Genomic DNA, 15,028 nt, shown 5'->3' with positions numbered 1-15,028 from the left:
GGCAGTTCCTGGCGCCTTACGACTGACGGGCGGCGACGAACTCGCCGAGCGCGCGCACGCTGGAGAAATGGCGACGGGTTTCTTCCGAGTCGGCCGAGAGGCTGACACCGTACTTCTTCTGCAGCGCCAGGCCCAGTTCCAGCGCATCGATCGAGTCCAGGCCGAGGCCTTCCACGAACAACGGCGCGGTCGGATCGATGTCCTCCGGGGTGATGTCCTCCAGTGAAAGCGAGGAAATGATCAATTCCTTGATCTCGTGCTCAAGTGCTTGCACGGGTCGGATCTCCAGACAGGTCGAAATAACGAGTGAGGTGGTCGGTGACGCGACGGGCCGCCAGGGCATCCCCCCTTGGCGAGTCATCTTCGGCCAGAAACGGCGCGATCGGGATATCTTCGCCGATCTGCAGCTGAACGTGAAAACGACGTGAGGGCACACGATACCACTTCTGGCCCTTGGTCAACGTCGGCGGGGTGCAGGTGATGCGCACCGGGGTGATGTCCAGGCGCCCGCGCACGGCGATGTTGGCGGCGCCGCGCTGCAGCCGCAGCGGCTGCCCGGGCACGCTGCGGGTGCCCTCCGGGAAGATGACCAGGGTGCCGCCGGCATGCACGGCCGCCGCGCAGTCATCGACCAGGCCAGCGCCGTCATCATTGGAGATGTAGCCCGCCGCGCGCACCGGGCCGCGCATGAACGGGTTGCAGGCCACCGCCCGCTTGACCACGCAGTCAGCGTTGGGCAGCAGGGCGATCAGGCAGACCACGTCGATCAGCGTCGGGTGGTTGGCCAGCACCAGCAGGCCGTCGCGCTGCAGGCGTTCGCGCCCTTCGACCTGCAGGGTCATCACCCCCAGCCGGCACATCAGCCACACGTGGCTGGCGAAGGCGCGCTGGACCAGCCGGCGGGCCCGGCGGCGACGCGCCACCGGGTCGCGCATCAGCAGCAGCACCGGCATCACCAGCACGCCCAGCAGCAGTCCACCCACGCCGAACGCGGCGAAGCTGAAGCCGGTGCCGAACACCCGCCAAGCATGATCGAGGCGGCGCAGCGCCTCAGCCACGGCGGCGCCAGGACCAGCGCTGGCCTTGGGTCACATGCTGCAGCAGCGGATCCCCGGCCAGCAGGAAGCGGTGCAGGTCCAGCGCATGCGGCAACAGGCCCGGCGCGGTCGGATCGACGTCGTCGGCGACCTGCCAGGAAAGCGAAAGATCGGTGGCACCGGCGGTGCCGGCGGGTGCCAGACGCCAGCACCAGGCAAAGAACGGGTCGGGTTCGTCGGCGAATTCGGCGTAAACGTCGGGCAATGGGGACTCATAGACCACGATCCGCACTTCGCGTGCACCATCACCGAGCAGGCCGACGGCCTCCAGGCACGCCGCTTCCACCGTCGACTGGCCGGCAGACAACGCCAGGTAGTTGCCACGGTGGCCGCGGGCGATCGAGTACAGCGCGGCGATCGCGTTGTGCACCGACAGGCCGAAGCCGGTGGGCGACAGCGGCTGATCGGCCACCAGCGAGCCCAGCAGGTCCATCGAACGGGCGACATCGCCATGGCGGCTGGCGAACACCAGCGGCACCTGGCTGTCAGCGCCCTGCCCGTCCTCGCACCAGCACGCCGCCTGGATCGCCATGCGGCCCAGGCGCTCGATACGGCGGCGCTGCATGGCCGGAATCTCGGCCAGCGCCGGCGTGTCCTCGCCCTGCGGCAGGAACGGCGACCCGGCCCAGCCCATCCATTGGCTACGCTCGGTCAGGCCAGGCGCCCAGGCGGCCCAGTCGACAACGGAAAATTCGATCATTACCGGTGATGTTTCGATGGGCGAACGAGAGTCTCGAGCCATTACGGCGACACGCGGCTGCCCCCCATTCCTGCAGCCATGCATCCGTCCAGGACGTCGCCGGCTGCCCCCCTGGCTGCCGGAAAGGAGCGCACGCTAGCACGTCCGACACAGGGATGACATGTTTCACAAAACACAACGGGGAGCGGTCAGCGACCGCCCCCCGCGTGGACTGATACCAGCGAACGGATTCAGTGATAACCGGCGTCGGCGCGCACCTTGCCGCGGAACACCCGGTACGACCACGCCGTGTAGCCCAGGATCACCGGCAGCAGCAGCACCAGCCCGACCAGGGTGAAGCTGAGCGAAGAGGCCGGCGCGGCGGCCTGCCACAGCGTCATCGACGGCGGCAGCAGGTACGGCCACATGCCCAGCACCAGACCGGCGAAGCCGAGCACGAACAAGGCCAGGCTTAGCAGGAACGGCGGCAGGTCGCGACGCGGATGGGCGGCACTGCGCCACAGCGCGATGGCCACCGCCAGGGTCAGCAGCGGCACTGGCGACAACCACCAGAAGTTGCCGTCGCTGAACCAGCGGTCCATCAGCCGCGACTGCAGGAACGGCAGCCAGCTGCTGACCAGGCCCATCGCCGCGATCACCGCCACCACCAGCGGGCGGGTCATCTGCCGGGCCAGCGCCTGCACGCGCCCTTCCGTCTTCAGGATCAACCAGGTGCTGCCCAACAATGCGTAGCCGGCCACCAGCGCGGCACCGGTCAGCATGGCGAACGGGCTGAACCAGCCGAAGGCGCCGCCCTGGTACACGCCATCGATCAGCGGCAGGCCCTGCACCAGCGTGCCGAGGATCACACCCTGGGCGAAGGTGGCCAGCAGCGAACCGAGGCCGAACGCCACGCTCCACAGCCGCCGCGAGCGGTGCGCCTTGAAACGGAACTCGAAGGCCACGCCACGGAACACCAGCGCCACCACCAGCAGCAGCACCGGCAGGTACAGCGCCGACAGCAGCACCGCGTAGGCCTTCGGGAACGCCGCCATCAGGCCGGCGCCGCCGAGCACCAGCCAGGTCTCGTTGCCGTCCCAGATCGGCGCGGCGGTGTTCATCATCAGGTCCAGCTGTTCCTCGTCCTCGGCGAACGGAGCGAGGATGCCGATGCCGAGCACGAAGCCATCCAGCACCACGTACATCAGCACGCCGAAGCCGATCACCGCGAACCATGCCACCGGCAGCCAGGTCATCAGGTCCATGTCAGCGCTCCTCCAGCGGTTCGTCGGCGGCCGACAGCGGCCGCGCTGGGGTGTGGCTGCCATGGTCCAGCGACGGCCCTGCGTCGTACGGCTGCGGGCCATGGCGCAGGATCTTCACCAGGTACCAGATGCCCCAGCCGAACACGAAGGCATAACCGACCACGTACACCGTCAGCGACAGCGCGGTCATCCACGCGCTCTGCGGGCCGACCGCATCGGCGGTGCGCAGCACGCCGTAGACGACCCACGGCTGCCGTCCCATCTCGGTGACGAACCAGCCTGATATCAGCGCGATGAAGCCACTGGGCAGCATCCAGTTCCAGCCGCGCAGCAGCCACGGCGAATCCAGCAGCTTCTTCCGCCACAGCTGGATGGCCGAGACCCAAGCCAGCACCAGCATCAGCGTGCCCAGCCCGACCATGATGCGGAAGGCGAAGAACACCGGCGTCACCGGCGGCCGCTCGCTGGCCGGCACCGACGTCAGCGGATCGAACGTGCCGTCCAGGGTGTGGGTGAGGATCACGCTGCCGAGCTTGGGAATGGCCACTTCGAAATCGTTGCGCTCTTCCTTCTCGTTGGGCAGTGCGAATACCACCAGCGGCACGCCCTCGCCCTCCTTGGTCTCATGCCAGTGCGCTTCCATCGCCGCGATCTTCATCGGCTGATGCTTGAGCGTGTTCAGGCCATGCATGTCGCCAACGAAGATCTGCAGCGGCACGGTCAGCGCGGCGAACGCGACGGCGGCGATCAGCATCCGCCGGCCGGCCTCCACGTGCGTGCCCTTGCGCAGGTACCACGCACCGACGCCACCGATCACGAAACAGGTGGTGATGAACGAGCCCAGCGCCATGTGCGCCAGGCGGTACGGGAAGGATGGGTTGAACACCACCTGCCACCAGTCGACCGGATGCACGATGCCGTTGACCATCTCGTAGCCGGCCGGCGTATGCAGCCAGCTGTTGGACGAGAGGATCCAGAACGTCGAAAACAACGTGCCCAGCGCCACCATGCAGGTGGACAGCCAATGCAGGCGCGGCGACACCCGACCCCAACCGAACATCATCACGCCGAGGAAGCTGGCTTCCAGGAAGAACGCGGTCAGCACTTCGTAGGTCAGCAGCGGGCCGATGACCGTGCCGGCCACTTCGCTCAGCCGCGGCCAGTTGGTGCCGAACTGGAAAGCCATGACGATGCCGCTGACCACGCCCATGCCGAACGACACCGCGAAGATCTTCTGCCAGAAGAAGTACATCTCGCGCCAGACCGGCAGCTTCGTGCGCAGCCAACGCCATTCGATGAAGGCCAGCCAGCTGGCCGTGCCGATGGTGAAGGCCGGGAACAGTACGTGGAAACTGATGACGAATCCGAACTGGATCCGCGACAACAACAACGCGTCCAAGGGACGCCTCCTGCCAGGAGCCGGTGGGATACCAGACCACTTTAGGGGGATATCGTTAAGCCGGGATGCGACCGGATGACGCGCTGCTTCACTTTGTCGCAGGAAGGGGGACAAAGGATAAATGGGACCTGCAGCTCAGCTGCATTGCCCGCTGAATGGCTGGAACCAAAACAATCCTAGCCGTTCAGCGGGCAACTCGTCCTCGCGGGGAAATCGCTAATGAGGCAGCGGCTGCCGATGCTCAAGGAGGTAGTGCTCCACCTCGGGCATCAGCTCCAAACGCTGCTTGACCTCGATCAGATCGTCGTCTGTGATGCTGAAAGGCGCACCTTCTGGAATCAATTTCACCTTTGGAGTGGTCTGAGGGTTGGTAATGAACCACACATATCCCTTCTCCGTATCCAGCCTCGGTAATCCCAGAACATCGGCATTGGTATCTTCGTCGCGCGCTTTGATGATGAACGAGCTGTCGTGGGCCATGTCTCTTCCACGGAACTCATACCCTTGCAGGACCGAATATTCGTGAGCAGCACCCAATTCTCCATCAGCAAAATGGAGCACAGCAGCGCGCAACAGAAGAATACATCCCGCTACCATAACGATCAGAACAAGCGCAATCTTGAGGAATTTCTTCATGGATTCATGGCGCCGGATCAAATGAACCATACTCGGATGGAATTGCAGCTCCCTGAACGAGGGTTGAGACGTCCGACGCATTCATTGCACCGATGATCGCCGGCACCACAGGGAAAGGGCTATTGATGGGGAAAAGAATCGAACGAATCCCGCCCGCGGCCAAGGCACTTTGAGTTCGGATCGCACAGGTATCTCTCAATGCCGCAATCGGGTCTCTCTTGGGGTCAGGCAATGTTCGACCTTTCGCCTTTGCCCTTGCCTCCAAGTCTGCAATCATCCGTGCCTCCTGTTCTGGAGTCGTCTTTATGCGGCTGATGGTGCTGGTTCTATACTCACCCTGCTTGCTCAAGTAGTCGGTAAGTGAGCTGCCATAGGCTGTGCCTGTTCCGTCGCTGTAGACACCCCGCCCCGTGAAGGCCAGTGCAATGTGACCGAACGGGTTTCCACGCACCCCCGATCCCGTCGCGTGCCCACGTATTACAAGTGTATCTCGCCCCAGCGGGTCAACACGGTTGATGGGGTTAGCCCCGGTATAACCGTAGGGATTACCACCTGCAATCATGCCCTTCGGGTCGCTTTGCAGGTATCGGCCGATCGCAGCATCGTAATCACGGAACCCGTTGTGCCAAAGACCGGACTCCGAGTCAAAATACTGGCCTGGGAACCCGATGTTCAAACCACCAATAGCATCCGCTCGTACGGAGCGACCGTAGGCATAGTTGTAGGCTGCCCAGACCACGGCGCGCCCATCGTCACTGGCCGTTTCCGGACGACCAAGATGGTCGACGTGGACGTGCGATATCTTGCCCTGGCGCGAGAGTCCCACCAGTTCACCATCGAACCATAGATAGTTAGTCCATGTGCCGCCGTTGCGCTCTGACATCATCCGGTTCTGCCCGGCATAGGTGTAGTAGCTGGCTCCGGATGCGCCTCTCTTCGCCAAGCGCTGGCCGAGCGGGTTCAACAGATACTGCGTGGCATGCCCGTTAATCTGAACGGAATTCATCCGGTTGAATGCTGAGTAGCTGTAGGTGCGCTGATCGCCCGCTGCAGTCTCCTCTGTTCGATTACCCATTGCGTCGTATGCATAACTGCGCGACTCGTCACCCGGCTTGCTGGATGAATATGCCAGCAAGCGATTGCTGCCCCCGTCAATGCTGTAGCTGCGGAGATAGCCACCTTCCTTGAAGGTCGTCCAGTTGCTGTTCGCATCGTAGCCCATCACGTGGGTCTGTCCGCCGCGTCGCTGCTCTAAAAGGCGCCCAAGGGCATCGTAGCCGATCTGCTGCGAGGCAGCAGGATCAATACCATCATCGATACGTGTGATCTCGTCAGCGGAATTGTATCCGTATGATTTCGAAAGCACGGTCGATCCCGCGCCCGAGACGAGCAGTGATTTCAACCGTCCATCGATATCGAATTCTTGACGCTCCGTCAGTCCATTTGCAAAAAGAAGCGAGCGACGCGCGCCGCCAGCCTGGTACACAGCCTGGTCGACAAGACGAACCGTCCTTCCATCCTGATTGATCGTCATGGCGTACGGCGAGCCGTCCAGATATTCGTATTGCGCCTGCATACCATCAGGATAGGTGATGGATCGTGGCCGGCGCATTTCGTCATAGGTATAGCGTGTCATCAGCAGCTGGCTGGCATCCACGAAACGAACGTCGTCACCTCGCTCGGCAACTTGTCCGTCCTGCGTGTAGCTGAACGAGGTGATAGCGCCGCCCTCCGTGACGGAGCACAGCCTGCCCTTGCCGTTTCCACAAGCATCATAGCTGTAGGTCTGCACCTGCCCAGCGGCACTGGCCTGCAGCAGGCGTCCCTGGCCGTCGTACTGATACGAGGTACTTACACCATCGCCGCGTGTGCTGGCCAACAATAGACCCGCCGGACTGTATGCCAGCGTCGTCGTTCCCGAATCAGGACTGTCCTGCGCAAGCAAGTTACCCAAGCCGTCAAATTCATAGAGGGTAACCTTGCCCCGAGGGTCCCTGATCTGGACCACACGATCGGCCGCATCATAGGTATACGAGGTAATCCCGCCATCGGGATGCGTCACCTTCGATATCCGCCCCAGCACGTCGTAACTCATGACCAGCCTGCGCCCCAGGGAATCCACCGTCGCAGTGCGGCGTCCCTCCGCATCGTACTCATGGCGGGTCAACTGACCGTTGTTGCCTCGCTCGACGGTCATACGGCCCAGTTCGTCATACTCAATCGACTTGCTGAGAATCACAGCCGACGCCAGTATCAGCAATCCAGCGCTCATCATTCTTCCTCGTAGCAGTTGACGCCGCTGCAGTTGGGGCCGCTCCCCTTCCCGCCAACGGTGATGCGATATTCGTGGTTCGGCCCAAAACGGATACCCGCGTCCATCATCTGGAAGTAGCGGACATGTGTTTTGGTCAACGCTTCAGCGATGGCCTCATAGCTCCAGTTGAACTGCGCCACCTCGCCCGGAAGCACCCTATGACCCAATGCGATCTGCTCCCCGGTGTTGAGCACCATCGCGGTACTTCCCGGCATCCAGACGGTATTGCCCGTGTTTCGTACCGTGAATGTAACGCTCCATACCTGCTCATCACTGAGTGAAGTACCGCGCTCGGGATTGATCAAGTCTGCACCCCGCAGCATTGCGGGAACCGTGAACCCGCCCTGCGGTCCAACGAGCGAGTTCGGCCCTCCTGCCGGCGAAATGCCATGGATGAAAATACCTTTGCCGCCATGGGCACGGCGCACCCCTGCGTCAAGCTGGAGAGTAAATCGATACGCCCCTCCGCCGATCTGGCATGCCGCTGCCACGCCAGGCTCGCTTGCCTGGTTCGCCGAACCCGAAGCTGCGAACGTCCCTGCTCCTGCGGCCCCACCTGCGTAGAGGTGAACGTCGATGGAGCTAGCGACGCCGGTTGCGCAGGCCCATCCGCGAACGTAGTAGTTCCAGTTGGAATCGTGACCTACTTCATCGATGTTCCCGACGACCGTCGGCGCGGGCACGACCGAAGCTCCGCTTCCGCCCAACGATCGATTCTGCCCACCATCAACGGCAATACCGTAGACCGTTATCGTCTTTCCGCCGTGCTGCAGGCGCAGATCCGCAGGCAAACCAATGCGATACCGGTAGTTGCTTCCACCCGCCTTGCAGGACGTGGCAACCTGCGGCTCGCTCGCGAGGTTGGCGGTGTTGCCGCCAAGGAAGGATGATCCGCCTGAAGCATCATTGGCGTAAGCGTGGACGTCAACGGATCCATCCATGCCCACTGAACACGCCCAGCCTTCCACGTACCAGTTCCAGTTGGCGTCATGAGCCACGCGGTCAATCGCACCCGTCACCTGGGTGGTGACCGGGTATGGAGTCTCCATCACCTGCTCGAAGGTCAACTGCGACGCATTGTTGTAACCGAATGCTCTTCGCGAGTAGCCGCCTCGCTTGTTGGGAGACCACGTCTCCAGGAGACGCAATGCGGAGTCATAGTAGTTGTGGACCTGACTGCCGTCGGGGTGGACAACCGTATCTACGAGGCCAGCTGGCGTATAGCTGTAGGTCGTGGTGAACGACTTTCCGTCGATCGTGCTTGTTTCCTTGATCGTCCGACCACGTGCATCGTACACATAGTCATTGATGGCACCGTTGGCAGTCGTTATCCGGCCCGGCTTTCCAAGACCGTTGTGATTCTCGAAGCGGATGGCATGCCCCAATCCATTGATATGGGCGATCAGGTCCCCGGTCGCCGAATACTGAAGGGTAGAGCGGTCTCCGGCGCCTGGCAGCGGGCCATCAATGGTCATTTCAGCGACCAGCCCATTGCCATGCAAGCGATAGCCATAGGTAACCTGCTGCTCACGCCCCGCACCGACTGCGGTCAGATCCTTGTTCGTGATGCTGAGGATGCGGCCCTTGGCATCGTAGCTGTAGCGTATCGTTGCCTGACCCGCCAACGTCTGCGACAACAGGCGATTGGCCGCCGTATCCCATTCGTAGTTCCACGTCCGGGCGACGGGCGTGCCAGCAGCTTCCACGCGCCGAAGGATGTGGCCCTGACCGTCGTAGCTGTACTCGGTCACAACGCCCGCGAAGTCAGTAGTGCGTCGCTCGTAACCGTTTTCATCGTAAGCCTTCTCTTTGAAGCTTGCAGGGCAGTTTCCTGCGGCACCAGAAATCGAGATCAGGCGATCATCCTGATACGAATAGGTGGTCTTACGGCCTAGGGGCGTCGTCTCGGTAACATCCATTCGCACCGGAATCGCCTTCGCCGGGTCAGATGCCTGCTCAGCCGGTGCCCCGGCAGTCATCGCAAACTGTTGCATGGGCTCGTCCACCAGTCGTGGGCCGTGGCAGTTCTGCACACCGTTGGGGCCGTACTCGCACATCCGCCGCTCTTCGTTGAACACGTAGCCACCGGGTGGCAGCGGCGCAGGTGGCGGAATGACCGGCTTGCTGCTCTTCACGTCGTAGGCGAACAGGAAACGCTCGACACCACCACTGTGCTGGGTTGAAGTTGCCCGCCCTTCAGCGTCGTAGGTGAAGGTCGAGTAGCGCGTGTCGTTGAACGCCTTCCCGGTGAGTGCCCCGGGCCAGCGATTGTCTTCGTAGAAGTACGTGATCGTACTGCCCGGCAGCAGAGCGTTGGTCAGACGCCCGGACCCAGCCCCACTTCCGAAGACGTTATGGTCGTAGTAGTAGCGATAGACATTTCCCGCCGGATCCGTGACCTTGGCCGCCATGCCGTTGGCCCATTCGAAGGCCACGAAGCGTCCTGACGTATGAGTTACCCGATCAAGATAGTCTCCGCGGTAGGTGAACGTCCAACCTACCCCTTGTTCGTTCACACGAGCAGTGATGCGCCCCGCTGCCGTGTATGTCTCGTGTCCATTGACGTCGTTGAACAGGGTCAGCGAGCCGTCCTGATTCCGCACGATGTAGGCGATCGGCAATGCCTTCTGTTCAACGAAGTTGCCGCTGGCAGCATCACGCTGGAAGCGGATCCGGCGGCCATCGGGCCTCTGCGCCCAGATCGTCTTCCCGTCGGCTGCGACCGTAATCGAGTAATCGAAGTTGCTCAGCCAGAATCGGCCGAAAAGACCACGGCCACTCCAGAAGGAGTTGTAGGTGCGCGACAGTCGAAGCGGCATTTCGCCTTCGCTGCTGAAGTCGACTTCAGGTTCGACCTTGTTGCCTGTCGAAAGCACAACGGGGTTGCCGCTCACTTCGCCGGCACAACGTGCTTTTTCCAGCTTGTCGGCGGTGCGCTGCTCTTCCACGCTTGGTGTGGTGATCGACCCACCCGAACCGGCGCCGGGCCCCCGATCCCAATCACCGTTGTTGCTGTTGCCACCGCCGCCGCCCCAGCCCATATCCACGATGCCATCGTCCCAGCATTCGACTTGGGACACCGAAACCGGTTGGCTTTCCTGGTTGAACGTCATCCCCGTCACGGTCGTCACACAGTGGCGTGCTGCCTGCGCGTGGGGGGAGAATGATGAGGCTCCGAAGCCGACGATCGCCAGCGCCAGAAGGCTGGGCCGACCAAGGTAGTACGAGTTTTCGCGTAGCACTTGCTGATTCCTGTCAGGCGCATTGCTCGCCATCGGGGAACGCGAAATGCTTCCGCCATCCATGGCGACACAACCAAGGCGGCGATCTTCACATTTGCATTCACAAAACACAATGCATTCATGCTGTGCCAATGTCGGCGCTGTGACAGGATCAGTGAGCCTGCCCAGCCCGGTTGAGATTCAGCCCCGGAAGTACCAGACCGCCCCCGCCACCAGCGCTCCCAGCAACACCACCTGCACCACCACATAGCCCACCCTGCTGTCGCGGCTCTCCGCCTGCAGGCGCTTCTGCAGCGCCTCGCTTACATCCGGCGTCTCTTCCTGCTGCGCCTGCTCACGCAACGCCTGTGCCAGCGCGCGCTCTTCCGCATCGCGGGAATCGATCGGTCGTTTCACAACAGCTCTCCGGCGGTGGCATGCCGCACCAGTTCCTGCTTCAGGACCTGGCGCGCACGGTACAGGTGGCTCTTGATGGTACCGCGGGCCAGGCCAGTCACCTGTTCGATCTCGGCCAGATCGAAATCCTCCAGATAATGCAGGCCTACGATCAGGCGCTGCGGCGCACTCAATCGTTCCAGCGCCGCGCCGAGGTGGCGGCCGGCCTGCAATGTCTCGCTGAGTTCGGAAGGACCCGGACCCTCGTCACCAACCCCCAGTTCCTCGGGCGCTTCCACCGCCACCATCCACTGCGCTTCCAGTCGCCGCCGCCGCAGGTACTGCAGCGCGGTGGTGTAGGCCACGCGCGAAATCCAGGTGCGCAGCGAAGATTCGAAACGGAACCGGTGCAGCTGGCGGAATACCGCCAGGAACGTTTCCTGCAGCAGGTCGGCCACCTGGTCGCGGTCGCCGACCATGCGGCCGATTACATGCGCGCAGGTGCGCTGATGTGTTTCCACCAGCTGCGCGAAGGCCGGTTGCGAACCGTCGATGATCGCGCGCACCAATACCTGGTCCGCATCCAGCGGCTCGGCGGGTGTGGTTGCCGCCGCGGCATCCGGTCGATGCCGCCCCCGCAATGCAGCCAGCGCTCCCCTGAGCAGGCTCATGCGTGGGGCTTCCCCTGTGCCCGCAACATGCGCCGGCTCAGCCCTTGCGCACTGCGGGGCGGGTGAAGTGCCAGGCCAGCAGCTGACCCAGGCCGGCACTGCCGACCATCGCGGCTGCGGCGCCGAACGTCAGGTCGCGTGCGCCGATCGCCTCCAGCAGCGCCATGGCCAGTGCCAGGCAGACCAGGCTGATGCCCCAGCGCAGCGCGCCCTGGCGGCGGCGCTCCTCTTCCAGCAGCGCCAGCGAGCGGATCACCTCTTCCGGCACGTGCGGCGCCACCAGCTTGCCGCGCGCACGCGCATCGGCGATGGCATGGATCGCATAGGCGGTACAGATGAAGAGGGTGATCGGGATGAGTTCCTGCATGGTGGTGCTCCTGTCCGCTGGATGATGCGGGTTCAGGTGATTGGATGCGCGGTCCTGCCGACCGGTTGCACCGCTTTGCCGATCCCGCTGCCATGACCTGTGGCCCCCTCCCCCGGCCCTTGCGGCTGCTACGCTTGCCCGGTTTCCTCTTCTGGTGCTGTCCGCCCATGTCCCGAGTGCTGCCCCTGTCCCTCCTGCTGTCTGCCGTGCTGGCCGCTCCGGCCGCCCAGGCCGCGCCGACGCCGATCACCATCGAACAGGCCATGGCCGACCCGGACTGGATCGGTCCGCCGGTGGAGAAGGCCTGGTGGTCGTGGAACAGCCAGCAGGTGGAATACCAGCTCAAGCGCAACGGCAGCCCGGTGCGCGACACCTTCCGCCAGCCGGTTGCCGGTGGCGTGGCCGCACAGGTGGCCGATGACCAGCGCGGCAGCCTCGACGTGGCCGATCCGGTCTATGACCGCAGCCGCAGCCGCAGCGCCTTCGTGCGCAACGGCGACGTGTTCGTCCGCGACCTGCGCAGCGGCGCGCTGACCCAGCTGACCCGCAGTAACGAACGCGCCGCCGGTGTGAACTTCGCCGCCGACAACGGCGTGATCTGGCGCGTCGGCCAGAACTGGTTCCACTGGACCGCCGCCAGCGGCGTGCAGCAGGTGGCCAGCCTGAAGGCCGACAAGGATCCGAGCACGCCGCCGAAGGCCGACGTGCTGCGCGACCAGCAGCTGCGCACGCTGGAAACCCTGCGCCGCGACCGCGAGCAGCGCGAGGCGCTGAAGGACCAGGACCAGCGCTGGCGCCAGGCCGACCCGACCCGCGCACCGGGCCCGGTGTTCCTGGGTGCCGACGTCGAGATCGTCGACAGCGTGCTGTCGCCGGACCTGGGCCACCTGATCGTGACCACCAAGCCGAAGGACTTCGATGACGGCCGCGGCGGCAAGATGCCGCTGTACGTGACCGAGTCGGGCTACGAAGAAACCGAGGACACCCGTCCCCGCGTCGGCCGCAACGGCTTCGAGCCGCACACCCTGTGGTTCGTGGATGTACGCAGCGGCAAGGCCGAGAAGCTGTCGCTGTCCAGCCTGCCGGGCATCGGCACCGATCCGCTGGCCGAGCTGCGCCGCAAGGCCGGCAAGGACGCGCTGAAGGGCGACCGCAGCGTGCAGGTGATGAGCGACTTCATGGGCGGTGGCATCCGCTGGAGCGCCGATGGCCAGCAGGCCGCGGTGATGCTGCGCGCCAACGACAACAAGGACCGCTGGATCGTCAGTGTTGCCGCTGCCGACGGCCGCGTGCAGAACCGCCACCGGCTGACTGACAACGCCTGGATCAACTGGGGCTTCAACGATTTCGGCTGGATGGCCGATGGCCGCACGCTGTGGCTGTTGTCCGAGGAATCCGGCTTCTCGCACCTGTACACCCAGGCCGGTGGCAGCAAGCCGCAGGCGCTGACCAGCGGCAAGTGGGAAACCTCGGCGCCGGTGCTGTCGGCCGACGGCAAGGGCTTCTACTTCCTGTGCAACCAGCAGGCCCCGCATGACTACGAAGTCTGCGCGGTCGATACCAGTGCCCGCCAGGTGCGCGAGCTGACCAGCCTCAACGGCGTGGAAGATTTCTCGCTGTCGCCGGACGGCCAGCAGCTGCTGGTGCGCTATTCCGGCGCTTACCTGCCGGCGCAGCTGGCGGTGGTGCCGAGCACCGGATCTGGCCAGGCGCGCGTGCTGACCGATACCCGCACCGCCGACTACAAGGCGCGCCAGTGGGTCCAGCCGAAGCTGGTGGCGGTGCCGTCCAAGCACGGCGCCGGCGTGGTCTGGGCCAAGTACTACGAGCCGGAAAACAAGGAACCGGGGAAGAAGTACCCGATCGTGATGTTCGTGCACGGTGCCGGCTACCTGCAGAACGTGCACCAGCGCTACCCGGCCTACTTCCGCGAGCAGATGTTCCACAACCTGCTGGTGCAGAAGGGTTACATCGTGCTGGACATGGACTACCGCGGCAGCGAGGGCTACGGCCGCGACTGGCGCACGGCCATCTACCGCAACATGGGCCACCCGGAACTGGAAGACTACAAGGACGGCCTGGACTGGCTGGTCGACACCCAGCAGGGTGACCGTGACCACGCCGGCATCTACGGCGGTTCCTATGGCGGCTTCATGACCTTCATGGCGCTGTTCCGCTCGCCGGGCACGTTCAAGGCCGGCGCCGCGCTGCGCCCGGTGGTCGACTGGCACCAGTACAACCACGGCTACACCAGCAACATCCTCAACACCCCCGACATCGATCCGGAGGCGTACCGCGTGTCGTCGCCGATCGAGTACGCGCAGAACCTGCAGGACAACCTGCTGATCGCCCACGGCATGATGGACGACAACGTGTTCTTCCAGGATTCGGTGAACCTGACCCAGCGCCTGATCGAGCTGCACAAGGACAACTGGTCGATCGCGCCGTACCCGCTGGAGCGCCACGGCTACGTACGTGCCGACTCCTGGCTGGACCAGTACAAGCGCATCCTCAAGCTGTTCGAGCAGAACCTGAAGTGAGTGCTGCCGCGGCCACGATCCACATCGTGGCCGCGGTCATCCTCGATGATCGCGGCCGGGCGCTGGTGGTGCGCAAGCACGGTGCCAGCCGCTTCATGCAGCCGGGGGGCAAGCCCGACCCCGGCGAGGCACCCCTGCAGGCACTGGCACGCGAACTGCACGAGGAACTGGGCGTGCGGTTGGATGCCGCCTCGGCGCTGCCGTTGGGCACGTTCGAGGACTGGGCAGTAAACGAGCCCGGCCACCGCGTGCAGGCACAGGCCTGGCGGGTGTGGATCGAAGGTGAGCCGTGCGCGCGTGCGGAGATCGCCGAACTGGCCTGGGTACCGCTGCAGCCGCCGCACGGCCGGCCCTTGGCACCCTTGAGCGAACACCATATCCTGCCGGCGGTCGCTGCCCTGGCGACGGCTCGCTGACGAAGCGGGCACCGCCCAGCCGGACAA

Annotated in this window: 13 protein-coding genes; 2 read left to right on the top strand and 11 right to left on the bottom strand. The window is 63.9% G+C overall.

Going from position 1 to position 15,028, the window contains the following annotated elements:
* Positions 1-16 precede the first annotated feature (16 nt).
* From AC27VL_RS08780 to AC27VL_RS08730, 11 genes are all read right to left on the bottom strand, one after another.
* Positions 17-274: a phosphopantetheine-binding protein gene (locus AC27VL_RS08780; protein ID WP_005411610.1), complete on the bottom strand. Its 258-nt coding sequence runs from the start codon at positions 272-274 to the stop codon at positions 17-19.
* Entirely contained in the window at positions 261-1,058 is a 798-nt protein-coding gene (locus AC27VL_RS08775; protein ID WP_230112262.1) for a lysophospholipid acyltransferase family protein, read from the bottom strand. Before AC27VL_RS08775 ends, AC27VL_RS08780 begins: the two co-directional genes overlap by 14 nt.
* Complete coding sequence (locus AC27VL_RS08770) at positions 1,051-1,797, bottom strand: beta-ketoacyl synthase chain length factor (RefSeq protein ID WP_488766061.1); 747 nt, start codon at positions 1,795-1,797, stop codon at positions 1,051-1,053. The genes AC27VL_RS08775 and AC27VL_RS08770 overlap by 8 nt, the downstream gene beginning before the upstream one ends.
* Positions 1,798-2,027: 230 nt before the next feature.
* Positions 2,028-3,041, bottom strand: coding sequence for a cytochrome d ubiquinol oxidase subunit II (gene cydB, locus AC27VL_RS08765; protein WP_180164964.1), 1,014 nt, complete (start codon positions 3,039-3,041; stop codon positions 2,028-2,030).
* Position 3,042: 1 nt separating this feature from the next.
* On the bottom strand, positions 3,043-4,440 hold the full coding sequence (locus tag AC27VL_RS08760; protein WP_488766060.1) for a cytochrome ubiquinol oxidase subunit I: 1,398 nt from the start codon (positions 4,438-4,440) through the stop codon (positions 3,043-3,045).
* Between the two features lie 216 nt (positions 4,441-4,656).
* Positions 4,657-5,076, bottom strand: a complete 420-nt coding sequence (locus AC27VL_RS08755) for a hypothetical protein (protein ID WP_488766059.1) — start codon at positions 5,074-5,076, stop codon at positions 4,657-4,659.
* A gap of 4 nt (positions 5,077-5,080) precedes the next feature.
* Positions 5,081-7,348, bottom strand: coding sequence for an RHS repeat-associated core domain-containing protein (locus tag AC27VL_RS08750; protein ID WP_488766058.1), 2,268 nt, complete (start codon positions 7,346-7,348; stop codon positions 5,081-5,083).
* Positions 7,348-10,665, bottom strand: coding sequence for a DUF6531 domain-containing protein (locus AC27VL_RS08745; protein ID WP_488766057.1), 3,318 nt, complete (start codon positions 10,663-10,665; stop codon positions 7,348-7,350). Before AC27VL_RS08745 ends, AC27VL_RS08750 begins: the two co-directional genes overlap by 1 nt.
* A gap of 147 nt (positions 10,666-10,812) precedes the next feature.
* Complete coding sequence (locus AC27VL_RS08740; protein WP_488766056.1) at positions 10,813-11,028, bottom strand: hypothetical protein; 216 nt, start codon at positions 11,026-11,028, stop codon at positions 10,813-10,815.
* Complete coding sequence (locus AC27VL_RS08735) at positions 11,025-11,678, bottom strand: RNA polymerase sigma factor (protein WP_229978942.1); 654 nt, start codon at positions 11,676-11,678, stop codon at positions 11,025-11,027. The genes AC27VL_RS08740 and AC27VL_RS08735 overlap by 4 nt, the downstream gene beginning before the upstream one ends.
* Positions 11,679-11,715: 37 nt before the next feature.
* The gene (locus tag AC27VL_RS08730; RefSeq protein WP_176022349.1) at positions 11,716-12,045 is read right to left on the bottom strand and encodes a hypothetical protein; all 330 of its coding nucleotides are present in this window, start codon (positions 12,043-12,045) and stop codon (positions 11,716-11,718) included.
* 167 nt (positions 12,046-12,212) lie between these two features.
* On the opposite strand from AC27VL_RS08730, the gene AC27VL_RS08725 reads away from it, so the two are divergent.
* Positions 12,213-14,585, top strand: a complete 2,373-nt coding sequence (locus AC27VL_RS08725; protein ID WP_108267692.1) for a S9 family peptidase — start codon at positions 12,213-12,215, stop codon at positions 14,583-14,585.
* Positions 14,582-15,001 carry an NUDIX hydrolase gene (locus AC27VL_RS08720; RefSeq protein WP_488766055.1) on the top strand — a complete coding sequence of 140 codons (420 nt, stop codon included), beginning with the start codon at positions 14,582-14,584 and terminating at the stop codon, positions 14,999-15,001. The genes AC27VL_RS08725 and AC27VL_RS08720 overlap by 4 nt, the downstream gene beginning before the upstream one ends.
* The last annotated feature ends 27 nt before the right edge of the window (positions 15,002-15,028 follow it).

The organism is Stenotrophomonas sp. 14P6.2.3, assembly GCF_057799055.1.
The sequence above is the reverse complement of the archived record's forward strand: the minus strand, read 5'-3'. Positions and strand labels throughout refer to the sequence as shown.